Below are 24,618 nucleotides of genomic sequence, written 5' to 3'. Positions count from 1 at the left end.
ATACTCGACGGGTGAGCACGATTCCCGAGATCCGTACCCTGCCCGTGCCCGACGGCCTGGAGGGCGAGCGCGTCGACGCCGCCATCTCCCGCATGTTCGGCTTCTCCCGTACGAAGGCGGCGGAGCTGGCCGCCGCGGGCAAGGTGCTGGTCGACGGCACGGTGGTCGGCAAGTCCGAGCGCGTGCACGGCGGGGCCTGGCTGGAGGTCGAGATGCCCCAGGCGGCCGCGCCGGTGCAGGTGGTGGCCGAGCCGGTCGAGGGCATGGAGATCGTCCATGACGACGACGACATCGTGGTCATCGTCAAGCCCGTCGGCGTCGCCGCCCACCCCTCGCCCGGCTGGAGCGGCCCGACCGTCATCGGCGGCCTCGCGGCGGCCGGCTACCGCATCTCCACCTCCGGCGCCGCCGAGCGCCAGGGCATCGTGCACCGCCTGGACGTGGGCACCTCCGGCCTGATGGTGGTCGCCAAGTCCGAGCGCGCGTACACCTCGCTCAAGCGCCAGTTCAAGGAGCGCACGGTCGACAAGCGCTACCACACGCTCGTGCAGGGCCACCCGGACCCGACCAGCGGCACCATCGACGCGCCGATCGGCCGCCACCCGAACCACGACTACAAGTGGGCGGTCACCGCGGAGGGCAAGCCCTCCGTCACGCACTACGACCTCGTCGAGGCGTTCCGCGCCGCTTCCCTGCTCGATGTGAAGCTGGAGACCGGCCGGACCCACCAGATCCGCGTCCACATGTCCGCGCACCGCCACCCCTGCGTCGGCGACCTCACCTACGGCGCCGACCCGACGCTCGCCAAGCGGCTGCGTCTGACCCGCCAGTGGCTGCACGCCGTGCGCCTCGGCTTCGAGCACCCCGGGGACGGCAGCTGGGTGGAGTTCTCCAGCGACTACCCGGACGACCTGCAGCAGGCCCTGGACCAGGTCCGCGAGGAGACCTACGGATGAGCCCGGCCCCGTACACCGTCCGGGTCGCCGAGGACCCCGCGGACCGCGAGGCGTGCTTCGCCGTCCGCAAGCAGGTCTTCGTGGCCGAGCAGGGGGTGCCGGAGGAGATCGAGTACGACTCCTACGACGCCGTCGCGGTCCATGTCCTGGCGGTCCGGGAGGACGGGGTGCCGCTCGGCACCGGACGGCTGCTGTACGGAGAGGCGGCCGCCGACCGGGTCGGCGGCGATCCGGCGGTCGGCGCGCTCGGGCGGCTGGCCGTGACGCGGGAGGCCCGGGGGCTGGGCGTCGGCGCGGCGCTGGTCCGCGCCATCGAGGACGCGGCACGCGCGCGGGGCCTGACCGCCGTCGATCTGCACGCGCAGACGCACGCGCTGGGCTTCTACGAGCGGCTCGGCTACGAGGCGTACGGACCGGAGTACCCCGAGGCCGGGATCCCGCACCGGGCGATGCGCCGCGCGCTGTAACCGTTCGGCGCGGGGACGGCGTGGCAGGCTTGAGGTCTGCCATGTGATCGTCGGACTCCCGGAGCGCCCAGCGTGGAACAGTTGGCCCTGGTCTTCCTGCTGCTGCTCGGGGCCGTGCTGAGCGTCCCGCTGGGGGACCGGCTGGGACTGCCGGCGCCGGTGCTGATGACGCTGTTCGGCATCGCCCTGGCCCTGCTGGAGTTCGTGCCGAACGTCGACGTACCGCCGGATCTGATCCTTCCGCTGCTGCTGCCACCGCTGCTGTACGCGGCCGTACGGCGCACGTCCTGGCGGCAGTTCGCGGCGAACCGGCGGCCGATCTTCCTGCTGGCCGTGGCGCTGGTGTTCGTCACGATGGTGAGCGTGGCCGCCGTCGCCCACGCGATCGTGCCGGGGCTGCCGCTCGCCGCCGCGTTCGCGCTCGGGGCGCTGGTGGCGCCGCCCGACCCGGTCGCCGCGACCGCCGTCGCCGGACAGCTCGGGCTGCCCCGGCGGCTGGTGTCCATCCTGGAGGGCGAGGGGCTCTTCAACGACGTGACGGCCATCGTGCTGTACCACGTGGCCATCGCCGCCGTCGTCACCGGCAGCTTCTCGCCCTGGGAGGCGGGCCTGGACCTGCTGCTGTCCGCCGTGGTCGCCCTCGCCGTCGGGATCGCGCTGGGCTGGGGCGCCAACCGGCTGCTGGACCTGCTCGGCGACCCGACCCTGCAGATCGGGCTGACGCTGCTGGTGCCGTACGCCTCCTATGTGCTGGCCGAGGAGATGCACGGCTCGGGGGTGCTGGCGGTGCTGACCGCCGCGCTGTTCCTCGCCGAGTACGCCTCCGACGCCGACGATGTGATGACCCGGCTCGCCGGGCACACCTTCTGGGACATCGTCGACACCCTGGTCACCGGGGTGGCGTTCGGGCTGATCGGACTCGAACTGCACATCGCGGTGCGGACCGCGTCCGGGCGCTGGGGCGAGATGCTCGGCTGGGCCGCGGCGGTCGCGGCCGTCGTGATCTTCGTACGGCTGGCCTGGCTGCTGCCGGCGACCTGGCTCACCAAACGGCTGCACGCGCGGCGGGACCACGACGAGGACATCCCGACGAGCTGGCGGGAGACGGTCGTGATGTGGTGGTCGGGGATGCGCGGGGTGGCCTCGGTGGCGCTGGCGCTGGCGATTCCGCTGGAGACCGACGCGGGGGTGCCGTTCCCCGACCGGGACGAGATCGTCTTCATCGCCTTCGGGGTCATCATGGCCACGCTGGTGGTGCAGGGGCTGACGCTGCCGTGGCTGGTGAGGCGGCTGGGGGTGCGGGCCGACACCGAGCGCGAGAAGGCGTTCGAGAAGGCGCTGGCGGTGCGGGCGGCGAAGGCGGCGAAGGCGAGGCTGCGGGAGATCGAGGAGGTCGAGGAGCTGCCGGAGGAGCTGTCCGAGCGGATGCTGCGGCGGGCCCACGACATCGGGGTGCGGATCGCTCCCGAGATCGGCGAGGAGGACCGGCGCGAGGCCCTGCGGCGGGTGAAGCGGCTGCGGCGGATCGAGGGGGAGATGCTGAGCGCCGCGCGGCACGAGGTGCTGGCCGCGCGCAGTGAGCCGGGGGCGGACCCCGAGGTGGTGGACCGGGTGCTGCGGCAGTTGGACGTGCGCAGCCTCAGATGACCGCGGCGGCCTTCCTTCGTACGCTGTGATCATGACACGCAATGTGGTGATCAGTGGTGGCGGTACGGGGATCGGGCTCGCCGCGGCTCAGGCGTTCGCGGCCGACGGGGACCAGGTGGTGCTGCTGGGGCGGCGGGCCGAGGTGCTGGAGAAGGCCGCGGTGCCGGGGGCGCTGATCTGCGCCGCCGATCTCGCCGAACCCGGCGAGGTGCGGCGGGTCGTGGAGTTCGTACGGCAGGAGATCGGGACCGTCGACGTGCTGGTGCACAGCGCGGGCGGGAACGGAGGGCTGGAGCCGCGGTCCGCGGGCGAGGACCCGCTGGACGGCGTCCTGCACGACTGGAACGTGAACTTCCGGCTGAATGTGCTCACCGCGGTGCTGCTCACCGAGGCGCTCAAGGAGCGGCTGGCAGAGCCCGGCGGGCGGGTGCTGTTCCTCAGCTCCATCGCCGCCTACCGGGGCTCGGGCAGCGGGGCGTACGCGGCGTCGAAGGCCGCGCTGCACCCGTATGTGCACGATCTGGCCCGGCAGCTCGGCCCGCGTGGGATCACCGTGAACGCGGTGGCGCCCGGCTACATCGAGGACACCGAGTTCTTCGGCGGACCCATCGACGCGGCGCGCCGGGAGCGGCTGATCGGGGAGACCTCGACCGGCCGCGCGGGGACGCCCGGGGACGTCGCCGCCACGCTCCACTGGCTGGCGTCCCCGGGCGCCGGGCACATCACCTCGCAGATCCTCCAGGTCAACGGCGGCGCGGAGCGCGGCCACTGACGGCGGATCAGCCCCGTTCGGTCCGCGGGGTGTCCACGGCCCGGCGGGGCCGCGCCCCGTCGGGGGAGGGCCGGGGTCCGGGCAGCACCGCGTCGGCGGTGTTGACCCGCGGCAGGGCGTACGGGTGCTCGGCGACCAGCCAGCGGATCATCGCCTCGCGCACCGTGACCCGTACCGTCCACACGTCGTCCGCGTCCTTGGCGGTCACCAGCGCCCGCACCTCCATGGTGTTGGGCGTGGTGTCCGTGACGTCCAGACCGTAGGCGCGGCCGTCCCAGGCCGGGCACTCGCGCAGGATGTCGCGCAGCTTCTCGCGCATCGCCTCCACCGGCGCCGAGTGGTCCAGGTGCCAGTGGACGATGCCGGTCATCTGCGGGGTGCCGCGCGACCAGTTCTCGAACGGCTTGGACGTGAAGTACGACACCGGCATGGTGATCCGGCGCTCGTCCCAGGTGCGCACGGTCAGGAAGGTCAGCGTGATCTCCTCGACGGTGCCCCACTCGCCGTCCACCACCACGGTGTCCCCTATGCGCACCATGTCGCCGAAGGCGATCTGCAGCCCCGCGAACATATTGCTCAGCGTCGACTGCGCGGCCACACCGGCGACGATGCCGATGATGCCGGCCGAGGCCAGCAGCGAGGCACCGGCCGCGCGCATCGCCGGGAACGTCAGCAGCATCGCGGCCACCGCCACGACACCGACGATCGCGGCCACCACACGTGTGATGAGGGTCACCTGGGTGCGCACCCGCCGGACCCGGGCCGCGTCGTGGTGGGCGCGGGCGTAGCGGGAGTACGTCGTCTCGACCACGGCCGCGGCGATCCGGATCACCAGCCAGGCGGCCGACCCGATCAGGACCAGCGTCAGCGTCCGCCCGATGCCGACCTCATGGGCCTCCAGGACTTTCGCCTCGTCGTAGGACCCTCTCAGCAGGGCCGCGAACAGCACGAGGTGGTAGGGGATGCGGCCGCGGCGCAGCAGCCCCCACAGCGGGGTCTCGCTGTGCCGGCGGTCCGCCTGGCTCAGCAGTCGGTCGGTCGCCCAGCCTATGAGCAGCGTGAGGACGACCGAGCCGCCGATGACGATCAGCGGGCGCAGTACGTTCTCCATGCCCTGGACCGTACCCAAACTGGCACGATGGCCTCATGAACATCATGCTCTTTCATTCGGCCTACGGTCTGCGGCCCGCGGTGCGCGCCGCCGCCGAGCGGCTGCGCGCCGCCGGTCACGAGGTGTGGACGCCCGATCTCTTCGAGGGACGTACGTTCGAGACGGTCGAAGAGGGCATGGCGATCAAGGACGAGATCGGCAAGGACGAACTGCTCAAGCGGGCCGTGCTGGCGGCCGCGCCCTACTCGGAGCGTGGGCTGGTGTACGCCGGTTTCTCGCTGGGCGCCTCCGTCGCGCAGACCCTCGCCCTCGGCGACGACAAGGCGCGCGGTCTGCTGCTTCTGCACGGCACCTCGGACATCGCGCCGAACGCGACGGCGGACGAGCTGCCGGTGCAGCTGCATGTCGCCGAGCCTGACCCGTTCGAGCCGGACGACTGGCTGAGCTCCTGGTATCTCCAGATGCGCCGCACGGGCGCCGATGTGGAGGTCTACCGGTACGCCGGGGCCGGTCATCTGTACACCGACCCCGACCTGCCGGACTACGACGCGGAGGCGGCCGAGGCCACCTGGCGGGTGGCGCTCGGCTTCCTCGACTCGCTGTGAGCCGTCAGCCCGACTCGCTGTGAGCCGTCAGACGGTTCAGACGCCCGCGCGGTACGCCGCCCAGTGCTGCTGCATGCGGCTCACCTGGCCCGCGGTGAACTGGTACATGCAGGCGTCGTAGGTGTAGTCCATGAAGTTGTGGATCGGGTCGACACCCGGCTTGCTGGCGCAGCTGTCGCGGCCCTCGGGGCACTGGTAGGCCGCGCTCTTCTCGGCGGGGGTGTCGGTGACGTAGTCACCGTTGCCGTTGCAGCCGCCCTGGAAGGTGTGGTACAGGCCCATCCAGTGGCCGACCTCGTGGGTCGCGGTGTCGCCCTGGTTGTAGTTGGCCGCGGAGCCGCCCGGCAGCGAGGCGTCCAGCAGGACCACGCCGTCCATGGTCGGGTTGGAGGCGTAGGAGCTGGGGAAGGTGGCCCAGCCGAGCAGGCCGCCGCCGAGGTTGGCGGTGTAGATGTTGAGCGCGTTGGCGCCGCCCTTGCGCAGCGCGGCCTTCATCTCCTTCTCCGCCGTCGAGCCGTGGCTGACGTTGTACCAGGCCGCGTTGTTCGTGTAGTCGGTGCTCACGAGCGAGAACTGGTAGCCGGAGTCGGTGTTGCCGGTGCCCACGCCGCTGAACGCCGAGTTCAGCACGTTCATCTGGGCGTTGATGTCGGCGGAGCTGAGCTGGCCCTTGGTGCCGTCGTGGATGACGTGGAAGTAGACCGGGATGGTCGTCGCGGCGGCGGCGGAGAGGCGGCCGCTGGAGCGCAGCTTGTCCAGCTTCTTCTTCAGGTCCGCGTCCATGGCCTGGGCCTTGGCGGCGCTGACCTCGTTGGGCTCGGCGGCGTGCTCGCCCGCGCCCGGCTTGGCCTCACGGGCCGCGGCGTGCGCGTGGTCGTCGTGGGCGTCCTCGACGCACTCGGCGCTGGGGGTGCCGGCGGCCGCGGCGACACCGGTGGGCGCCGACAGCGGGGTGAAGAGCAGGGTTCCGGCCACGACGGCCGTGCCGAGGAAACGTCTGCGCATACGGGGAGATATCCGGGCGAGCGCGCGCATGCTGACTCCTGTGGGGTTCGGTGGGGAGTAGTTGAGCCAGGGATCTTCCTGGCCGCCGCCCGGAGATTACGTGGACATGCCGACCCGACAAGAGAAGTGATCAGGCCCAATCAAATTCCCGGCGAACAGGGATGATTGGGAAAGTTAACTATCGCGTTGTCCGGAGTTCGGGACCCCGATGTAACGACAGCGGTGACCGGCGCGGGTGGTGTGTCCGGATTAGGGCCCCGGCTCACACCACCCGCCGTAGCGATGTGATCTCGCCTTAACTGGTCAGTAACATTCGGTGATTGGCTGAAAATCGCCCTTGCTGGGGTTGGCTCAGACCGGGCTGTAGCTGCGCTCGACCTTCTGGGTGCCGCTGCGGGTGCGGTACGAGCGGGCCCAGGCGGCGGTCGCGTCGGCCTTCGTGCGGTCGGAGAGCACGTAGTAGTCCATCTGCGCGCGCTCGGCGGTGATGTCCAGGACGCCGTAGCCGTGGCGGTCGGTGTCGACCCAGTGGACGTGCCGGTTGGCGGCGCGGATCAGCGGGGCGGCGACGGCCGAGACCGTGCCCTCGGGGACCTTGACCAGGTCGTCGAGGTTGTCGGAGGTGACCGAGGTGACGACGAACTCGGTGGCCGCGGAGGCCGAGAAGGGATAGGTCCCGGCGTTCACCGGGACGTCGTTGGCCCACGCCATGTGGATGTCGCCGGTGAGGAACACCGTGTTGCGGATGGAGTGGGCGCGCAGATGCGCCAGCAGCTCGCGGCGGTCGTCGGTGTAGCCGTCCCACTGGTCGGTGTTGATCGCCAGGCCCTCCTTGGGCAGGCCCAGCAGCTCGGCGAGCGGCTTGAGCAGCTCCGCGGAGAGCGAGCCGATGGCGAACGGCGCCACCATCACGGAGTTGCCGACCAGCCGCCAGGTGGTGTCGGAGGACGTCAGCCCCGCCTTCAGCCAGTCCAGCTGGGCCCGCCCGGTCAGGGTGCGCTCCGGGTCGTCGACCGCGCCGCCGCCGAACGCCACCTGCTGGGAGCGGAAGGAGCGCAGATCCAGCAGCGACAGATCGGCCAGCTTGCCGAAGCGCAGCCGGCGGTAGGTGGTGCCGGCGATCGCCGGGCGCACCGGCATCCACTCGAAGTACGCCTGCTTGGCGGCCGCCTGGCGGTTCGCGTACGCGCCCTCGGCGCCCTCGGTGTGGTTCTCCGCGCCGCCCGACCAGGCGTCGTTGGCGATCTCGTGGTCGTCCCAGATCGCCACGACCGGCGCCTTGGCGTGCAGGGCCTGGAGGTCGGGGTCGGTCTTGTAACGGCCGTGCCGGGTGCGGTAGTCGGCGAGGGTGAGGATCTCGTGGGCGGGGGCGTGCGGCCGTACGACCGTGTCGCGGGTGCCGTACTGGCCGGATCCGTACTCGTAGATGTAGTCCCCGAGGTGCAGCCAGGCGTCCAGGTCGCCGCGGGCCGTGAGATGGCGGTACGCGGCGAAGTGGCCGGCCTCCCAGTTGGCGCAGGAGACCACGCCGAAGCGCAGGTTCGCGACGGCGGCGTCGGCGGCCGGCGCCGTGCGGGTGCGGCCCGTCGGCGAGTCGGTGGAGCCCGCGGAGAAGCGGAAGAAGTAGTCGGTGGCGGGGGCGAGGCCGCGCACGTCCGCCTTGACCGTGTGGTCGGCCGCGGCAGTGGCGGTCACCGTGCCCTTGGCGACGATGTTCGTCAGCGCCTGGTCGGTGGCGACGACCCAGCTGACCGGGGTGTCCGGACCGAGCCCGGATCCGGGCACCGCCTCGGGGGCCGGGGTCACCCGGGTCCACAGCAGGACGCCGTCGGGCAGCGGATCGCCGGAGGCGACGCCGTGCAGGAAGGCGGGGGCCGACTCGGCGGCGCGCGCGGGGTGGCCGGCGGCGAGCGGAGCGGCGAGGACGGCTCCGGCGGCCGCGGCCTTGACGACCGAACGGCGGCGCGGAGCAGGTGTGTTGGGATCTATGTGAGATCTGTGGCGACTGGTCACGGCCGATCAGATTACTGACCGGTAGTCGTATGGGTAAGACATACGGACGGCGAGAGCGGGCGAACTGCCAAGAGTTCGCCCGCTCTTCCGCGGCCTGTTTCCTTGTCCGGCGGGCCCGCCGGGCTACTTGGTGACGCCGGCTTCCTTCAGCGCCGCCTGCCACTCGGCGACACTGCTCGGGTTCTTGATCACCTTGTCGTTGATCTTGACGGTGGGCGTCTGGTTCACGTCGTCCGTGTCGTCGAAGGACTTGCTCATCTTCATCGCCCAGGCGTCGTACGTGCCCTGCCGCACGGCGTCCTGGAACTTCTTGTTGTTCTTCAGGGCGTCGACCGTGTTCGCCACCTTGATCAGGTAGCTGTCGTCGGCGAAGTCGTCGGTGGACTCCGACGGGTGGTACTTGGCCGAGTACAGCGCGGCCTTGTAGTCCAGGAACGCCTCGGGGCCGACGTTCAGCGCGGCGCCGAGCGCGCTGAGGGCGTTCTTGGAGCCCTCGCCGCCGAGGTTGCCGTCGAGGAAGGTGCCGAGGGTGACGGAGAGCTTGTAGTCGCCGTCCTCCATGCCCTTGTTGACGCTCTCGCCGACGGTCTGCTCGAAGCTGGCGCAGGCCGGGCAGCGCGGGTCCTCGTAGAGGTGGACGACGTGGTCGGTCGTGGAGTCGCCGAGGAGGACCGTGGTGCCGTCCTTGCCGGAGGTGTTGGCCGGGGCGACGACGGTCGCCTTCGCGGCCTCCTCCCAGTGGCCGGGCTCGTTGGCCTTGACGACCGCGAAGCCTATGCCGCCGGCCACCGCCAGGACACCGACGACCGAGCAGGCCACGATGACCTGACGCCTGACCTTGGCCCGCTTGGCCTCGCGCTCGCGCTCGATGCGCAGCCGCTCCCGGGCCGCCTGCTTGGCCGACTGGCTGTTCCGCTTGCTCATGCTGATGCTCTCCATGGGGGACGCGCACAGGTCGTACGCGGGATGTACGGGGGACCGCTTGTGCTCGGGGAGGGCCGGGGCCGTCGCTCAGGCGACGGCGCAGGCCCGGGAGCACGGCGGTCCACGCCGTCCCAGGGAGTGCGCGAGCAGCAGATCGCGTACCGGGGCCGTACGGCGGACCGGGCGCGGCTGCCGGGGGCGGACCGGGGAGCGTCGTACGGCGACCGCGGCGACCCCGAGGAACAGGGGCCGGAAGGTGGTCGCGGCGGCGGCCCGGACCACCTGGGCCAGGGCCCGCTCACCGCGCCCGAGCCACAGGGCGGCCAGCAGTCCCGTGCCGACATGGGCGCCCAGCAGCAGCCAGGCGGTGCCGGGACCGGCCTGGGCGAGCAGGGCACTGACCTGCTCGGCGCCGTCGGAGCCGGTGACCCGGGCGAGCGGCCCGCCGACCTCGCCGGCGCACAGCAGGTCCAGGCCGACCGAGCGCAGCGGGCCGGCGACCGGGCCGCCCGCCTGGCCGTAGCAGGTGTGCTGGCCGGTGGTGAAGACCGTGTCGGCGGCCAGCTCCAGCGGGATCAGCACGGCGGCGATCCGGCCGAAGCCGCGCTCGGTGCCCGCGAGGGCGTAGGCGACGGCGAACACGGCGAGCGCGACCACCGCGACCGTGCCCGCCGGCAGCGGGGCCCCGGACAGCAGCACGTGCGACGCGGTGCCGATCGTCACGACCATGGTCGTGAACAGCGCCGCGCGCACGGCTCTGAGCTGGGTCCCTGATATGTCCATCGCCCGGAAAGTGTGGCACGCGCCCGGATAAGGGACCCCTAAAGGTTCCCTGTGAGCTTTCCCGGCCGGCGTCACAGCCCCGGTATGCGGCCGTTGCGGAACAGGTCGACGAAGATCTGGTGGTCGGCACGCGCGCGTGCGCCGTAGCTGTGCGCGAAGTCCACCAGCAGCGGGGCGAAGCCCTCCTCGTCGGCGGCGATCGCCGCGTCGATGGCCCGCTCGGTGGAGAACGGCACCAGCGACTCGCCGGAGGTGTCGTCGGCGGCGGAGTGCATGGAGGCGGTCGCCCGGCCCAGGTCGGCGACCACCGCGGCGATCTCCTCCGGGTCGTCGATGTCGCCCCAGTCCAGGTCCACGGCGTACGGCGAGACCTCCGCGACCAGCTGGCCCGCGCCGTCCAGCTCGGTCCAGCCCAGCCACGGGTCGGCGTGGGCCTGCAGGGCGCGCTGGGAGATCACCGTGCGGTGGCCCTCGTGCTGGAAGTACGCGCGGATGGCCGGGTCGGTGATGTGCCGGGAGACCGCCGGGGTCTGCGCCTGCTTGACGTAGATCACCACGTCGTTCTCCAGGGCGTCGCTGTGGCCCTCCAGCAGGATGTTGTACGACGGCAGACCGGCCGAGCCGATCCCGATGCCGCGGCGGCCGACGACATCCTTGACCCGGTAGGAGTCGGGCCGGGCCAGCGAGGCGTCGGGGAGGGTCTCCAGATAGCCGTCGAAGGCCGCCAGCACCTTGTAACGGGTGGCCGCGTCCAGCTCTATGGAGCCGCCGCCGGGGGCGAAGCGGCGCTCGAAGTCACGGATCTCGGTCATCGACTCCAGCAGCCCGAAGCGGGTCAGCGAGCGGGCGTCGCGCAGCGCGTCCAGGAGCGGGCCCTCGGCGGTGTCCAGGGTGAACGGCGGCACCTCGTCGGTCTTGGCGCCGGTGGCCAGCGCGTGGATGCGCTCGCGGTACGCGCCCGCGTAGATCCGCACCAGCTCGGTGATCTGCTCGTCGCTGAGGGCCTTCGCGTAGCCGATCAGCGCAATGGAGGCGGCGAAGCGCTTGAGGTCCCAGGTGAAGGGGCCGACGTACGCCTCGTCGAAGTCGTTGACGTTGAAGATCAGCCGGCCCGTGGAGTCCATGTAGGTGCCGAAGTTCTCCGCGTGCAGGTCGCCGTGGATCCATACGCGCGAGGTGCGCTCGTCCAGGTACGGGCCGCTGTGCTGCTCGGCGGTCAGGTCGTGGTAGAAGAGGCCCGCCGTGCCCCGGTAGAAGGCGAACGCGGAGGCCGCCATCTTGCGGAACTTCACACGGAACGCTGCGGGGTCGGCGGCCAGGAGCTCGCCGAAGGCGGTCTCGAAGACGGCGAGGATCTCCTCGCCGCGCTGCTCGTCGTTGAGCGGGTGGACCGACATCGCTGGGTGCCTCCTGGTGCGTGACGTGTACGACAGCGTTTCTGTCGTCATCAACGGGCGAGGGCGCCCGGGAGTGCCCGCGACCCTCTCGTGAAGGTACGCGGGGGAGCGGGCCGAGTGTCAGTGGCGAGGCATAGACTTCGACGCTGACCCCAGAACTGTCCGCCCGCCCGTCGCCGAGTGTTCTCCCTGGAGGGCCCACCGTGTCAAAGCCGCCGTTCACGCACCTGCACGTCCACACCCAGTACTCGCTGCTGGACGGTGCCGCGCGGCTGAAGGACATGTTCAACGCGTGCAACGAGATGGGCATGACGCACATCGCCATGTCCGACCACGGCAACCTCCACGGGGCGTACGACTTCTTCCACTCCGCGCAGAAGGCCGGAATCACCCCGATCATCGGGATCGAGGCGTATGTCGCCCCCGAGTCCCGGCGCAACAAGCGCAAGATCCAGTGGGGCCAGCCGCACCAGAAGAAGGACGACGTCTCCGGTTCGGGTGGTTACACCCACAAGACGATCTGGGCGGCGAACAAGACGGGTCTGCACAACCTCTTCCGGCTCTCCTCCGACGCCTACGCCGAGGGCTGGCTGCAGAAGTGGCCGCGTATGGACAAGGAGACCATCGCCAAGTGGTCCGAGGGGCTGATCGCCTCCACCGGCTGCCCCTCGGGCGAGCTCCAGACCCGGCTGCGCCTCGGCCAGTTCGACGAGGCCCTGAAGTCGGCCGCCGAGTACCAGGAGATCTTCGGCAAGGACCGCTACTTCCTGGAGCTGATGGACCACGGCATCGAGATCGAGCGCCGGGTCCGCGACGGCCTGCTGGAGATCGGCAAGAAGCTCGGCATCCCGCCGCTGGTCACCAACGACTCGCACTACACCTACGCCCATGAGGCGGGGGCGCACGACGCGCTGCTGTGCATCCAGACCGGCAAGAACCTCTCCGACCCCGACCGCTTCAAGTTCGACGGCACCGGCTACTACCTGAAGTCCACGGACGAGATGTACGCCATCGACTCCTCGGACGCCTGGCAGGAGGGCTGCCGCAACACCCTGCTGGTCGCCGAGCAGGTCGACACCACGGGCATGTTCGAGAAGCGCGACCTGATGCCCAAGTTCGACATCCCCGAGGGCTACACCGAGGTCAGCTGGTTCCGCGAGGAGACCATGCGGGGCATGCACCGCCGGTTCCCGGACGGCATCCCCGAGGACCGCATGAAGCAGGTCGAGTACGAGATGGACACCATCATCTCGATGGGCTTCCCGGGCTACTTCCTGGTGGTCGCCGACTTCATCATGTGGGCCAAGAAGCAGGGCATCGCCGTCGGCCCCGGCCGAGGCTCCGCGGCCGGCTCGATCGTCGCCTACGCCCTCGGCATCACCGACCTCGACCCGATCCCGCACGGCCTGATCTTCGAGCGGTTCCTCAACCCCGAGCGCATCTCGATGCCCGATGTCGACATCGACTTCGACGAGCGTCGGCGCGTCGAGGTGATCAGGTACGTGACCGAGAAGTACGGCGCCGACAAGGTCGCCATGATCGGCACCTACGGCACCATCAAGGCCAAGAACGCGATCAAGGACTCCGCGCGCGTGCTGGGCTACCCGTACGCGATGGGCGACCGTCTCACCAAGGCCATGCCGCCGGACGTCCTCGGCAAGGGCATCCCGCTCTCCGGCATCACCGACCCCAGCCACCCGCGCTACTCGGAGGCGGGCGAGATCCGGGCGATGTACGAGAACGAGCCCGATGTGAAGAAGGTGATCGACACCGCGCGCGGTGTGGAGGGCCTGGTCCGTCAGATGGGTGTGCACGCGGCCGGCGTGATCATGTCCAGCGAGACCATCACCGACCACGTCCCGGTCTGGGTGAGGCACACCGACGGCGTGACCATCACGCAGTGGGACTACCCGAGCTGTGAGTCGCTCGGCCTGCTGAAGATGGACTTCCTGGGCCTGCGCAACCTCACGATCATGGACGACGCCGTCAAGATGGTGAAGGCCAACAAGGGGATCGACATCGATCTCCTCAGCCTCCCGCTCGACGACCCCACGACCTTCGAGCTGCTCCAGCGCGGCGACACCCTCGGCGTCTTCCAGTTCGACGGCGGCCCCATGCGCTCGCTGCTGCGGCTGATGAAGCCGGACAACTTCGAAGACATCTCCGCCGTGTCGGCCCTGTACCGCCCGGGCCCGATGGGCATGAACTCCCACACGAACTACGCGCTGCGCAAGAACGGGCAGCAGGAGATCACACCCATCCACCCCGAGCTGGAGGAGCCGCTCAAGGAGGTCCTGGACGTCACCTACGGCCTGATCGTCTACCAGGAGCAGGTGCAGAAGGCCGCCCAGATCATCGCCGGCTACTCGCTCGGCGAGGCCGACATCCTCCGCCGCGTGATGGGCAAGAAGAAGCCGGAGGAGCTGGAGAAGAACTTCGTCATCTTCCAGGCCGGCGCCCGCAAGAACGGCTACAGCGACGAAGCCATCCAGGCGCTCTGGGACGTGCTGGTCCCCTTCGCCGGCTACGCGTTCAACAAGGCGCACTCCGCCGCGTACGGCCTGGTCTCGTACTGGACCGCCTACCTCAAGGCCAACCACCCCGCCGAGTACATGGCCGCGCTGCTGACGTCCGTGAAGGACGACAAGGACAAGTCGGCGATCTACCTCAACGAGTGCCGCCGCATGGGCATCCGGGTGCTCCCGCCGAACGTCAACGAGTCCGAGGCCAACTTCGCGGCCCAGGGCGACGACGTGATCCTCTTCGGCCTGTCCGCCGTGCGCAACGTCGGCACCAACGTCGTCGAGTCGATCATCAAGTGCCGCAAGGCCAAGGGGAAGTACTCCTCCTTCCCGGACTACCTCGACAAGGTCGACGCGGTCGTCTGCAACAAGCGCACCACGGAGTCGCTGATCAAGGCCGGCGCCTTCGACACCATGGGGCACACCCGCAAGGGCCTGATGGCGCAGTACGAGCCGATGATCGACAACGTGGTCGCGGTCAAGCGCAAGGAGGCCGAGGGCCAGTTCGACCTCTTCGGCGGCATGGGCGACGACGCGAGCAGCGAGCCGGGCTTCGGGCTGGACGTGGAGTTCTCCACCGAGGAGTGGGAGAAGACCTACCTGCTCGCCCAGGAGCGGGAGATGCTCGGCCTCTATGTCTCCGACCACCCGCTCTTCGGCCTGGAGCATGTGCTGTCCGACAAGGCCGACGCCGGGATCGCCCAGCTCACCGGCGGTGAGCACGCGGACGGCGCGGTCGTCACCATCGGCGGCATCATCTCGGGCCTGCAGCGCAAGATGACCAAGCAGGGCAACGCCTGGGCCATCGCCACCGTCGAGGACCTCGCCGGCTCCATCGAGTGCATGTTCTTCCCGGCGACGTACCAGCTGGTCTCGACGCAACTCGTCGAGGACGCGGTGGTGTTCGTCAAGGGCCGCCTCGACAAGCGCGAGGACGTGCCGCGGCTGGTCGCCATGGAGCTGATGGTCCCCGACCTGTCGACGGCCGGGACCAACGCGCCGGTGGTCCTCACCATCCCGGCCGTGAAGGTCACCCCGCCGATGGTCAGCCGCCTCGGCGAGATCCTCAGCCACCACAAGGGCGACAGCGAGGTCCGCATCAGGCTCCAGGGCCCGACGAAGACGACGGTCCTGCGCCTGGACAGGCACCGGGTGAAGCCCGACCCCGCCCTCTTCGGGGACCTGAAGGTCCTGCTCGGCCCGTCCTGCCTGGCCGGCTGAGCGGCCGTACCGCAGCGCAAGGGGCGCACCCGTCGCCGGGTGCGCCCCTTGTGGTGTGCCTGGGTCTCAACAACCCTTTATGAAGATGTCAGTTGTGACCGAAGCGCTTCTGCCGGCCCTTGCGGGCGACGTCGGCGGGCGTCACCGGGCTCGCCATGTGCTCCGCCTCCGAGTGCATCGAGCCCTGAGAGACGGTCTGCTGGGCGCGCTCGGACTGCGGCTGCTTGCGCTCACGGTTCTTGTTCTTGGCCATGGTGATCTGCCTCCTGTGGGGGATCTAGGGGCCAGGGCCGCGACCAGATTCACATAGGCTGACAGAGAACGCATTTCGGATAATTACCGTGTGTGACAGGGCCGGTCGCACGAGGACGCCTCGAAACGCCACGCCGAAGATCGAGTTCCGGCCGTTAACCCACGCGCGGTCGGGCAGACTCGAAGGAAGCCCGAAGCAAGCCTCCCAGGAAGAGGGTGAGTCGCGTGGACCGCTGCATCGTCCTGGTGGACGCCGGGTATCTGCTGGGGGCCGCCGCCAGTCTCCTCGCCGGGGAGCCCTCCAGGTCCCGCATCAGCGTCGACCACGCCGCCCTCATCCAGGGCCTGCGCGAACGCGCCGAGTCCGACACCGAGCGCCCCCTGCTGCGCATCTACTGGTTCGACGGCGCCCCCGACCGCGTCCCCCAGCCCGAACACCGCAGACTGCGCGTGATGCCTCGGGTCACCGTCCGGCTGGGCGCGCTGACCCGCAGCGACGGGCGCTGGGCGCAGAAGGGGGTGGACGCCGCGATGCACGCCGAGCTCACCGAGCTGGCCCGCAACCGCGCCTGCTCCGACGTCGTCCTGGTCACCGGCGACGGCGATCTGCTGCCCGGCATGATGGCCGCCAAGGAGCACGGCGTCGCCGTCCATCTGTGGGCCGTCCAGGCCGCCGACGGCGACTACAACCAGTCCGAGGACCTGGTCGCCGAGGCCGACGAACGCCGCGTCCTGGACCGGGCCTGGATCACCAAGGCCGTACGCGCCAAGGAACTGACCGGCATCTGCGCGCCGCCGCCCGCGCCGCGCCCCGAGATCGCCGCGATCCTCTCCGCGCCGCTGCCCGACTCCCCGCTCGCCGCCGACCGGCCCGCCGAGGACGCCGCCCCCACGCCGCGCGCCGCCGCGCCGGCCTCCGCGGACGAACGGGTGCCCGCGCCCAAGGGCGTGCCCACCCCCAAGGACCTCGCGGCCCTGCGCGCGCCCGGCGCCCACCCTGTGCAGCAGCCGCCCACCGCGACCCTGCGCTGGTCCTCCGACAAGGGGTGGGTGGACCGGCCGGGCGTTCCCGCCGAGCCGCCGGAGATCGCGTCCATGCCGACGCTGGCCCAGCTGACCACGGCGGAGCAGCGGTGGGCCGACCGCGAGGAGGACATCACCACGGTCGGCGGTGACCCGTACGAGGTGGGACAGGTGTTCGCCCGGCGGTGGATGGCCCGGCTGGGGGACCAGTCGCATCTGCAGCGGCTGTCCGGGATGTACCCGCGCATTCCGCACCGCATCGACGGCGAGCTGCTGCGGTACGCGGCGCGGTTCGGGCTGCTCGCCCACAAGGACGACCAGATCGACGAGCACGACCGGTACGCGATCCGGGCCGGCTTCTGGCGCGAGATCGACGTGCCGACCGCCGCGGAGCACGCTCCGGCGGCGGAGTGAGGGACGGGGCGTCTGGGGCCGGGGGCGAGGTGGAGCGTCCGGTCCGGGGGTGGTGGCGCGTCCGGTGTGCGGGGTGGAGTGCCTGACGTGCAGGCGGAGTCTTACAGGGTTCGGGGGGACGGCGGCGTATGGGTGGGCAGGGCGGTTCGCGGGTGGGCCGGCCCGGCGGGGGCGGTGTGGAAAAGGGGGAACGACCGGTTTTGGGGTTATGGGCCACCCGGGGACATCCACGGTGCGCGGACCCCTTAGGCTCGTCCCTTGTGAATGCGCGCGCGGGACAGCCACTTGGAGACACCGGTGATGTCGTGTGCGCGGTGCGCGGGCTGACCAAGACCTATCCGGCGGTCCGAGGGCGGCGGGGCGTACCCGCGACCCCCGAGGTCAGGGCCACCGACGACGTGGCGCTGGACATCCGGCGCGGTGAGATCTTCGGCCTGCTCGGACCGAACGGCGCCGGCAAGACGACCCTCGTACGGCAGCTCACCGGGCTGATGCGGCCCGACAGCGGCAGCGTGCACATCCTCGGCCACGACATCGTGCGGCACCCGGAGCGGGCCGCGCGGATCCTCGCCTACCTCGGGCAGGAGTCGACCGCCCTGGACGAGCTGACCGTGTCGCTGGCCGCCGAGACGACCGGCCGTCTGCGCGGACTGGAGACCCGGCGGGCACGGGCCGAGCGTGACGCCGTCCTGGAGGAGCTGGGACTGACGCCGATCGCCGCCCGGCCGCTGAAGAAGCTGTCCGGCGGACAGCGCCGACTGGCCTGCTTCGCCGCAGCGCTGGTGGGGGAGCGGCCGCTGCTCGTGCTCGACGAGCCGACCACCGGCATGGACCCCGTCGCCCGCCGGGCCGTGTGGTCCGCGGTGGACCGGCGGCGCGCCGAGCACGGGACGACGGTGCTGCTCGTCACCCACAACGTGATCGAGGCCGAGACGGTACTGGACCGGGTCGCCGTCCTCGACCAGGGCCGCGTGATCGCCTGTGACACCCCGGCCGGGCTGAAGGAACGCGTGGCCGGCGAGGTCCGCGTCGAACTGGTGTGGCGGGAGCGGGCGCCCCTGGAGGTGCCCGAGGTCGCCGCGCTGCGCGAGGGCGCCGTGGAGTCCGGGCGCCGCTGGACACTGCGGCTCGCCCCGGAGGAGGCCCGTACGGTGGTCGCCACCGTCACCGGCGGGGCCGCGTTCTCCGCGCTGGACGACTTCACGCTGGCCACGCCCAGCCTGGAGGACGTCTATCTGGCGCTGGGCGGGGCGGCACGGCAGGGGCTGGTGAAGGCATGAACAGCAGGGCCGGTGTGTCCGTACGTGACTGGACCGCAGTGAACCCCAGGAAGGGGAGCAGCGCGAGGTGAGTGTCGTACCCGCAGAGGCGCTGACGGGCAGTGCCCCGGACGTCGAGGAGCCGGCCGCCCGGGAGGCGGCCGAGCTCGGGCCGCGGGCGCGGCTGTGGCCGTCCATGGCGGCCGTCTACCGGGCGCAGCTGTCGCGGGCCCGGGTGGCGCGCATCCCGCTGCTGTTCGTGGCCACCTTCCAGTCCATCGGCATCCTGATCATGATGCGCGGGGTCGTCGACGGCGGCAGCCAGGCGGAGTCGGTCGTGGCCGGCTCGGCGGTGCTGGTCGTCGCCTTCGTCGCGCTGAACCTGCTCGCGCAGTACTTCGGGCAGCTGAGGGCGACCGGGGGGCTCGACCACTACGCGACCCTGCCGGTGCCGCCGGCGGCCGTCGTCCTGGGCGCGGCCGGCGCCTACGCCTCCTTCACCGTGCCGGGCACCTTCGTCACGGCCGCCTTCGGCTGCGTCCTGTTCGGGCTGCCGCTGACCAACCTGTGGATGCTGCTCGCCGTCGTCCCGCTGGCCGGGGCGGCGCTGTCCGGGCTCGGCGCGGCCCTCGGGCTGCTCGCGCCCCGGCCGGAGCTGGCGACCGTGCTGGGGCAGCTGGGGATGTCGGCGGCCCTGCTGCTCGGCGTGCTGCCGCCCGAGCGGATGCCGGGGATCGTGCTGTTCGCCCGCGATCTGCTGCCGTCCACCTACGGCGTCGAGGCGTACGCGCGCACCTTCTCCGCGCACCCCGACTGGGCGCTGGTCGCCGTGAACCTCGCCGTGTGCGCCGGGGTCGGGGTGTTCTCGCTGGCCGTGGCGACGTGGGCGTACCGCCGGGCCGCCGTCCGGTGACGCGCGGTGCGGGCGGGCCTGGCACGATGTCAGGGTGACCGCACCGTTGACTCCGCCTCCGCCGCCGCACGAACAGTCCTCGCATCACCACGGCTCCTCGCCGCACGCCGGCCGGCCGCCGCGGGCGCACAGGGCCGGATACGGGCATGGCCACGGGGAGTACGTCCAGGACGGTCCCGGCATGAAGACCGAACTGCGGGAAGCCGCGGTGATCACCGTCGCCCTCGCGCTGTGCGGGGTGTTCCTCGGGCTGCTGTGGAACTGGCTCGCGCCCCGGATACCGCTGGTCGGGGACGTCGCCGACGGGGCCTGGGTCGTCTACGTCAAGGACACCGAGGGCGAGCAGGCGATCGGGGTCGACGGAACGTTCACGCTGCTCGCGCTGGCCTTCGGTGCCGTGACCGCGGTCGCCGTGTTCCTCTGGCGGCGCCGGGGCGGTGTCCCGCTGGTCGTCGCCCTCGGGCTCGGTGGGCTCCTCGGGTCCCTGCTCGCCTGGCGGCTGGGCATGTGGCTCGGCCCCGCGGAGGACGTCCTCGCCCATGCCAAGGAGGTCGGCAAGGGCGTCACCTTCTCGGCCCCGCTGAAGCTGGGCGCCAAGGGGGCGCTTCTGGCGTGGTCGGTGGGGGCGCTGCTGGTGCATCTGGGGCTCACGGCGCTCTTCGGGCCCCGGGATCCTGAGGTCACGGGGTACGAGACCGCCCGGTCGTAGGGGGCCTGGGCCGGTGCGGGCCGGGGTGGGGTTGGCTCGTCGCGCGGGCGAGCGGTGACCCGCAGTGCTCGTCCCGCGGGCCGAGCGGCGACCGCCCCGTGCTCGTCGCGCCGGGCGAGCGGCGACCGTCATCCTTAGGGGCGCGGGGAACCGCGCGACCAGCCACGTCACCCGCGGCCGGGGACGCGCGGTGCCACCCCCTACGCTCGCCCGATCGGTGCCAGCACCGCCCCCGTCAGCGCCGCGAGGTCCCCCGGTGACAGCTCCACCTCCAGGCCCCGGCGACCCGCCGAGACACAGATGGTGTCGTGACCGGAGGCGGACGCGTCGAGAACCGTGGGCAGCTTCTTCCGCTGGCCCAACGGCGAGATGCCGCCCCGCACATACCCCGTCGTGCGCTCGGCCAGCGCCGGGTCGGCCATCGTCGCCTTCTTGCCGCCCACCGCCGACGCCAGCGCCTTGAGGTCCAGCGAGCCCGCCACCGGCACCACCGCGACCGTCAGCGCCCCGTCCACGTCCGCGACCAGCGTCTTGAAGACCCGCTCCGGGGACACGCCCATCGCCTCCGCCGCCTCCTCGCCGTAGGAGGGGTGGGACGGGTCGTGGTCGTAGGCGTGGACCGTGTAGTCCACGCCCGCCGCCGTGAGGGCGACCGTCGCCGGTGTGCCACCGGCCTGCTGCTTCTTCGGCTTCTTCGCCATGCTCCGTCGTCTCGGTTCGGAACGTCAGTTCAGACTCGTCGGCCCGCGCGTCAGATCCTGCGCAGGCAACGACGGCAGGCTACGGATGATCGAGGTCTCGGCGCGAAGGAGTTTCAGCTCGTCCCGCAGCCGGGACGCCGAGTCCGGCGCCTGCAGCAGCCGCTGCTTGGTCGGCGTGTCCAGGACCATCGCCGCGGCCACCAGGTAGGACACCACCGACGGTTCGTCGGGCAGCTCCGCCCCCGTCGACAGCGACCGCTCCCGCGCCCCCGCCAGCCTCTTCTGGTACTGCCGGAACGCGCGCAGCACCCCCTCGGCGAGCGCCCCCGCCTCGTCCCCCGGCTCCTCGGGCAGCGTCTCCAGCTCGGCCGTCAGGAACGGCCCCGACGCGTCCACCGACACCAGTCGCACCCGCGTCGTCCCCGTCGCCAGCACCTCGAACGTCCCGTCGGCCCGCTCCCGGATCGTCGCCGCGTCCGCGACACAGCCGATGCGGTGGAACGCCTTGGCCGGGTCGGGCCCGAACCCCGCGGCTGCCCCGCGCTCGGTGACGGCCGTCGGGTCCGGCAGACCGGGCTCGCTCGGTGCCACCTCGTGGCCGTCGCGGATCGCCACGACGGCGAACCGGCGTGGTTCCTCCTCGGGGGTCTTCAACAGGGTGCGCATCATCGCGCGATAGCGCTCCTCGAAGACGTTCAGCGGGAGCACGAGCCCCGGGAACAGTACCGAGTTCAGCGGAAAGAGCGGGAGCCGGACGGTGGTCACGGCGCCAAAGCCTAATGGTCGGCCGAGCGGGCCCGTCCCGCGTGCCCACCGTGTGGATGCCCGCGGCCGTCGACCTCCGGCGCCCGGGCCCCCGCGAGCAGCCCGGCGCGCACCCGGAGGAACACCCCCAGCGGGTCCTCCCCGGCCCGGTCCCACGGGAACGACGTGGCGTACGGGCCGGTCAGCCGGAACTGGTCCAGGGCGTCCGCGCGCCGGTCCAGACGCAGCAGCACGCAGGCGAGCAGGTTGCGTATCTGCGCCGGCCACGGGTCGGCCGCCGGGAACCGTGCGGACAGGGCGATCGCCCGGTCGGCCGCCGCGTCCAGCCGGGCGCGCGGGACCTCCGGTCCGCAGCCGTCGGTGAGATAGCCGAGCGCCGCCCGTACCGGCAGTGCCTGCACCAGGGAGTCCTCCGGGGCGTCCTGCGCGGCCCGGTCGGCGAAGTCGAAGCAGGCGTGGTGCGAGCCGTGCCAGGACGCGGCGAGGTAGCGCAGGGCGGCCACATGGCAGCCGTAGTGGTGCGGGGCGCGGCGTACCGCGGCCTCCCACAGCTCGCCGAAGTACTTGTGCCCGGCCCTGGAGCCGCGCGCGTGGTCCAGCGCCAGCCGCCACGGCACCGGGTCGCGGTGGTCGCCGTGCGCGGTCGCCGTGATCGCCGGGCTCAGCTCGCGCAGCAGTTCCTCGCGGGCCGGTGAGCCCCAGGCGCGGTCCACCGCGAGTTGCGCGCCGACCAGGAGGGCGTCCGGGTCGTGCGGGGCTGCCGTGCGCCACTCCTGGAACCACTCGGGGCGTGCCTGTGCGAAGCACGCCAGGCGTACGACGTACCGGTCGCGCAGCTCCCATTCGCCCCGTGCGCGGGTGCGGGCGAGCAGGGCGGCGGCCGGGGTGTACTCGCCGCGTCCGGCGCCGACGAGTGCCGGGCCCAGGTGGTCGTCGGGCGCGTCGAGAAGCACCTCGTCGTCGGCCGGCAGTCCGGGGGTGAGGTGCGGGACGCGCGCGGGAGCCTTGGACATCCGGGCGGTGCGGATGAACGGGGGCAGCAGAGCCATGGTGTCGACCATTGAAAGTCGGGGGTTCGGGGCTGCGCCAGAGCCTTCACGGAACCTGTCGAAGGTTGTACGGGTTGGGGTCAAGGGCCGGTAAAGAGCCGTCCCATCGGTCCCAGGGGACGCGGGGCGGTTTCTGGCTCGGGTGGTGGCGCCTTGCGGGGCTCGGGTGGTGGCGCCTTGCGGGGCGCGGGTGGTGGCGCCTTGCGGGGCGGGGGTGCGTGGGTGGGTCGGGGGCGTGGGGGGTGCGGCGAGCCCGGCGCGGGTCCGGGGCTCGGCAGGTTGGTGCCTTGCTGCTTGCTGGTGACCGCGTAAGCGCCGGGCTGCGCCGCACCCCCCACGCCCCGCTCCTGCCCGTCGGCGGCTTTCCCGCCGTCGTGGCGCGGCTCTTCGTCAGGTGGGGCGGAGGAGGCGTGTGGCGCCCGCTGCGACCGTTGTCGCCAGGACCCAGCCCATCAGGACCAGGGCCGCGCCCAGCCATTGCCAGCCGCCCTGGAGGTGCCATACGCCGACCTGGCCCAGGTCGATGACCGGCAGGAGGAGGTCCAGGGCGAACAGGGCCGGGTTCCACGGGGGGTCGCCGGCGCCTGCTCCGGTGGGCGGGCGGCCGGCGTGGGCGAAGGCCAGTGAGCCCGCTGCCCAGAGCACCGCCATCCAGAGGGCGGCCCGGCCGGGGCGGTAGCCGTAGGCCACGGTCAGGTCCTGGAGGTACCCCCAGATCTTGGGGCCCAGCGGCAGGGTCTCGCGGCGGCGGCGCTGCTTGGCGAGGAGTACCTCGCGGGCGTCTTCGTCCTCGCCGCTCGCGCGCAGGACGGCCGCCAGGCGCTCGTACGGCTCCGGGCTGTACTCGGCGGTCGCCGCGGCCACCCACTCCAGGCGCTGTGCCGGGGAGAACGGGCCGTGGGGCACCAGGTTCTCGTAGGTGAAGCCGCCGATGTGCAGGCGGCCCGGGCCGGGCCAGCTGGTCGCGCGGTCGACCAGGGTGACGATGCGCGCCCCGGACAGCACCACCCGGCCCTGGGCCGGCTCCTCGCCCAGGAAGCGCAGCTCGGGTGTCTGCACGCGGCGCAGGGACAGCTCCTGGTCGGCGGCCAGGCCCAGGCGTGCCCCCTCCAGGTCGACCGCGTCTCCGAACCGGCCGTCGTCGAGCCGCGCCCCGCCCACGCACTCGAAGGGGCGGATCCGTGTCCCGCGCGGTGGTGTCACCCCACCCGGAACCCCGCCGCCGACGGCCGCCGGCGTCAGATAGAGGGTGCGGCCCACGGTCAGCTGGGGCGCGTTCAGCGCGAGCCGTGCGTGCGGGTTGACCAGCCTCGCCCCGCGCAGGCTCAGGGACACGCCGACGCTGGCGCCGCGCAGGCTCAGCTCGCCGTACGACTCCAGCAGCTCGGCCTGCACGTCCTGGCCGACGCTCATCCCGTCCCCGGTGATGGACCGGCCCCGCCGGTCGCCGTGCACGACGGCCTGGTTCAGCAGCAGATCGGTGCCTATCTGCGCGTCGGTGAGCCGGATGCCGCCCCGGAACCGGGAGCGCGGCAGATGCAGATCGCCCTCGGTGTGCACGCGGGCCGCCTCCAGCCGCGGCACCGCGCAGTCCACCATCCGCACGGTGGTGAAGCGGGCCTCCGGCAGCCGCACCTCGTTCTCGAACCGGCAGCCGCGCAGCTCGACGTAGGGCACCACGATGCCGCCCGCCAGGTCCATGGTGTCGCTGATCGTCACCCCGACCAGCTTCAGCGACGACACCCGCCCGGCGAGCGCGGGCGGCCCGTCGAGCAGCAGCCAGCACACGATCCGCGCCCGCACGGTCCGCTCGGGGCCCCACGGCCGCCCGCCGTGCGGATCGTCCACGAGCGCGTCACCGCTGCTCAGGTCGTACACACTGCCGTTGCGGAACGCCTGCCACATGCCGACCTCGGTGGCCGTGAGGTCCTCCGGCGGCTCCCCGTCCCCCTCGGTCACGAATGGGTCCCTCCTGTCTTGTTGCGCGTGCATGGATATGCTGGTGATGCCCGGTGGGTGACGCTCCGAACGCGTGTGGTGAAGGAGATGTCCCAGGGGCTGTATCAGCCATTGATACGCGCGGACGGCGTGGGACGACGGTCTGGGACAA

General features: G+C 71.8%; 21 protein-coding genes. 10 read left to right on the top strand and 11 right to left on the bottom strand.

Annotation, left to right across the window (positions count from 1 at the left end; all coding sequences use genetic code 11):
* Positions 1-11 precede the first annotated feature (11 nt).
* From ACSU6M_RS09035 to ACSU6M_RS09020, 4 genes are all read left to right on the top strand, one after another.
* Positions 12-956 carry an RluA family pseudouridine synthase gene (locus ACSU6M_RS09035; protein ID WP_437068560.1) on the top strand — a complete coding sequence of 315 codons (945 nt, stop codon included), beginning with the start codon at positions 12-14 and terminating at the stop codon, positions 954-956.
* A complete protein-coding gene (locus ACSU6M_RS09030; RefSeq protein ID WP_437068558.1) occupies positions 953-1,423 on the top strand; it encodes a GNAT family N-acetyltransferase in 471 nt (156 codons plus the stop codon). The genes ACSU6M_RS09035 and ACSU6M_RS09030 overlap by 4 nt, the downstream gene beginning before the upstream one ends.
* 72 nt (positions 1,424-1,495) lie before the next feature.
* Complete coding sequence (locus ACSU6M_RS09025) at positions 1,496-3,070, top strand: Na+/H+ antiporter (RefSeq protein ID WP_437068556.1); 1,575 nt, start codon at positions 1,496-1,498, stop codon at positions 3,068-3,070.
* A gap of 31 nt (positions 3,071-3,101) precedes the next feature.
* Positions 3,102-3,842 carry an SDR family NAD(P)-dependent oxidoreductase gene (locus ACSU6M_RS09020; RefSeq protein ID WP_437068554.1) on the top strand — a complete coding sequence of 247 codons (741 nt, stop codon included), beginning with the start codon at positions 3,102-3,104 and terminating at the stop codon, positions 3,840-3,842.
* A gap of 7 nt (positions 3,843-3,849) precedes the next feature.
* On the opposite strand, the gene ACSU6M_RS09015 is transcribed toward ACSU6M_RS09020, so the two are convergent.
* On the bottom strand, positions 3,850-4,953 hold the full coding sequence (locus tag ACSU6M_RS09015; RefSeq protein WP_437068552.1) for a mechanosensitive ion channel family protein: 1,104 nt from the start codon (positions 4,951-4,953) through the stop codon (positions 3,850-3,852).
* 35 nt (positions 4,954-4,988) lie between these two features.
* On the opposite strand from ACSU6M_RS09015, the gene ACSU6M_RS09010 reads away from it, so the two are divergent.
* The gene (locus ACSU6M_RS09010) at positions 4,989-5,558 is read left to right on the top strand and encodes a dienelactone hydrolase family protein (RefSeq protein WP_437068551.1); all 570 of its coding nucleotides are present in this window, start codon (positions 4,989-4,991) and stop codon (positions 5,556-5,558) included.
* Positions 5,559-5,594: 36 nt separating this feature from the next.
* Here ACSU6M_RS09010 and ACSU6M_RS09005 read toward each other — a convergent pair whose 3' ends face one another.
* The 5 genes from ACSU6M_RS09005 to ACSU6M_RS08985 form a co-directional block, all read right to left on the bottom strand.
* Positions 5,595-6,563 carry a zinc metalloprotease gene (locus ACSU6M_RS09005; protein ID WP_437068549.1) on the bottom strand — a complete coding sequence of 323 codons (969 nt, stop codon included), beginning with the start codon at positions 6,561-6,563 and terminating at the stop codon, positions 5,595-5,597.
* A gap of 351 nt (positions 6,564-6,914) precedes the next feature.
* A complete protein-coding gene (locus tag ACSU6M_RS09000; RefSeq protein WP_437068547.1) occupies positions 6,915-8,576 on the bottom strand; it encodes an alkaline phosphatase D family protein in 1,662 nt (553 codons plus the stop codon).
* Between the two features lie 123 nt (positions 8,577-8,699).
* Complete coding sequence (locus ACSU6M_RS08995) at positions 8,700-9,500, bottom strand: DsbA family protein (RefSeq protein ID WP_437068545.1); 801 nt, start codon at positions 9,498-9,500, stop codon at positions 8,700-8,702.
* An 87-nt stretch (positions 9,501-9,587) separates the two neighbouring features.
* Positions 9,588-10,283 (bottom strand): hypothetical protein, encoded by a 696-nt coding sequence (locus ACSU6M_RS08990; RefSeq protein ID WP_437068544.1) that lies wholly within the window; start codon positions 10,281-10,283, stop codon positions 9,588-9,590.
* Positions 10,284-10,354: 71 nt separating this feature from the next.
* The gene (locus ACSU6M_RS08985) at positions 10,355-11,680 is read right to left on the bottom strand and encodes a DUF2252 domain-containing protein (RefSeq protein WP_437068542.1); all 1,326 of its coding nucleotides are present in this window, start codon (positions 11,678-11,680) and stop codon (positions 10,355-10,357) included.
* 203 nt (positions 11,681-11,883) lie between these two features.
* Between ACSU6M_RS08985 and dnaE the strand changes: the two genes are divergently transcribed.
* Positions 11,884-15,423: a DNA polymerase III subunit alpha gene (gene dnaE / locus ACSU6M_RS08980; RefSeq protein WP_437068540.1), complete on the top strand. Its 3,540-nt coding sequence runs from the start codon at positions 11,884-11,886 to the stop codon at positions 15,421-15,423.
* An 88-nt stretch (positions 15,424-15,511) separates the two neighbouring features.
* Here dnaE and ACSU6M_RS08975 read toward each other — a convergent pair whose 3' ends face one another.
* Entirely contained in the window at positions 15,512-15,676 is a 165-nt protein-coding gene (locus ACSU6M_RS08975) for a hypothetical protein (RefSeq protein WP_437068538.1), read from the bottom strand.
* Between the two features lie 224 nt (positions 15,677-15,900).
* Between ACSU6M_RS08975 and ACSU6M_RS08970 the strand changes: the two genes are divergently transcribed.
* From ACSU6M_RS08970 to ACSU6M_RS08955, 4 genes are all read left to right on the top strand, one after another.
* Positions 15,901-17,112 carry an NYN domain-containing protein gene (locus ACSU6M_RS08970; RefSeq protein ID WP_437068537.1) on the top strand — a complete coding sequence of 404 codons (1,212 nt, stop codon included), beginning with the start codon at positions 15,901-15,903 and terminating at the stop codon, positions 17,110-17,112.
* 305 nt (positions 17,113-17,417) lie between these two features.
* Positions 17,418-18,392, top strand: a complete 975-nt coding sequence (locus ACSU6M_RS08965; protein WP_437075061.1) for an ABC transporter ATP-binding protein — start codon at positions 17,418-17,420, stop codon at positions 18,390-18,392.
* Positions 18,393-18,459: 67 nt separating this feature from the next.
* On the top strand, positions 18,460-19,284 hold the full coding sequence (locus tag ACSU6M_RS08960; RefSeq protein WP_437068535.1) for an ABC transporter permease: 825 nt from the start codon (positions 18,460-18,462) through the stop codon (positions 19,282-19,284).
* A gap of 34 nt (positions 19,285-19,318) precedes the next feature.
* Complete coding sequence (locus ACSU6M_RS08955; protein ID WP_437068533.1) at positions 19,319-19,993, top strand: AAA family ATPase; 675 nt, start codon at positions 19,319-19,321, stop codon at positions 19,991-19,993.
* Positions 19,994-20,193: 200 nt separating this feature from the next.
* On the opposite strand, the gene ybaK is transcribed toward ACSU6M_RS08955, so the two are convergent.
* From ybaK to ACSU6M_RS08935, 4 genes are all read right to left on the bottom strand, one after another.
* The gene (ybaK, locus tag ACSU6M_RS08950) at positions 20,194-20,694 is read right to left on the bottom strand and encodes a Cys-tRNA(Pro) deacylase (protein WP_437068532.1); all 501 of its coding nucleotides are present in this window, start codon (positions 20,692-20,694) and stop codon (positions 20,194-20,196) included.
* 24 nt (positions 20,695-20,718) lie between these two features.
* Positions 20,719-21,459 (bottom strand): LON peptidase substrate-binding domain-containing protein, encoded by a 741-nt coding sequence (locus ACSU6M_RS08945; protein WP_437068530.1) that lies wholly within the window; start codon positions 21,457-21,459, stop codon positions 20,719-20,721.
* Positions 21,460-21,470: 11 nt separating this feature from the next.
* Entirely contained in the window at positions 21,471-22,520 is a 1,050-nt protein-coding gene (locus tag ACSU6M_RS08940) for a hypothetical protein (RefSeq protein WP_437068528.1), read from the bottom strand.
* A 378-nt stretch (positions 22,521-22,898) separates the two neighbouring features.
* Positions 22,899-24,467, bottom strand: a complete 1,569-nt coding sequence (locus ACSU6M_RS08935; RefSeq protein WP_437068527.1) for an oxidoreductase — start codon at positions 24,465-24,467, stop codon at positions 22,899-22,901.
* Between the last annotated feature and the right edge of the window lie 151 nt (positions 24,468-24,618).

Source organism: Streptomyces sp. enrichment culture (assembly GCF_964272895.1).
Taxonomy (GTDB): domain Bacteria; phylum Actinomycetota; class Actinomycetes; order Streptomycetales; family Streptomycetaceae; genus Streptomyces.
The sequence above is the reverse complement of the archived record's forward strand: the minus strand, read 5'-3'. Positions and strand labels throughout refer to the sequence as shown.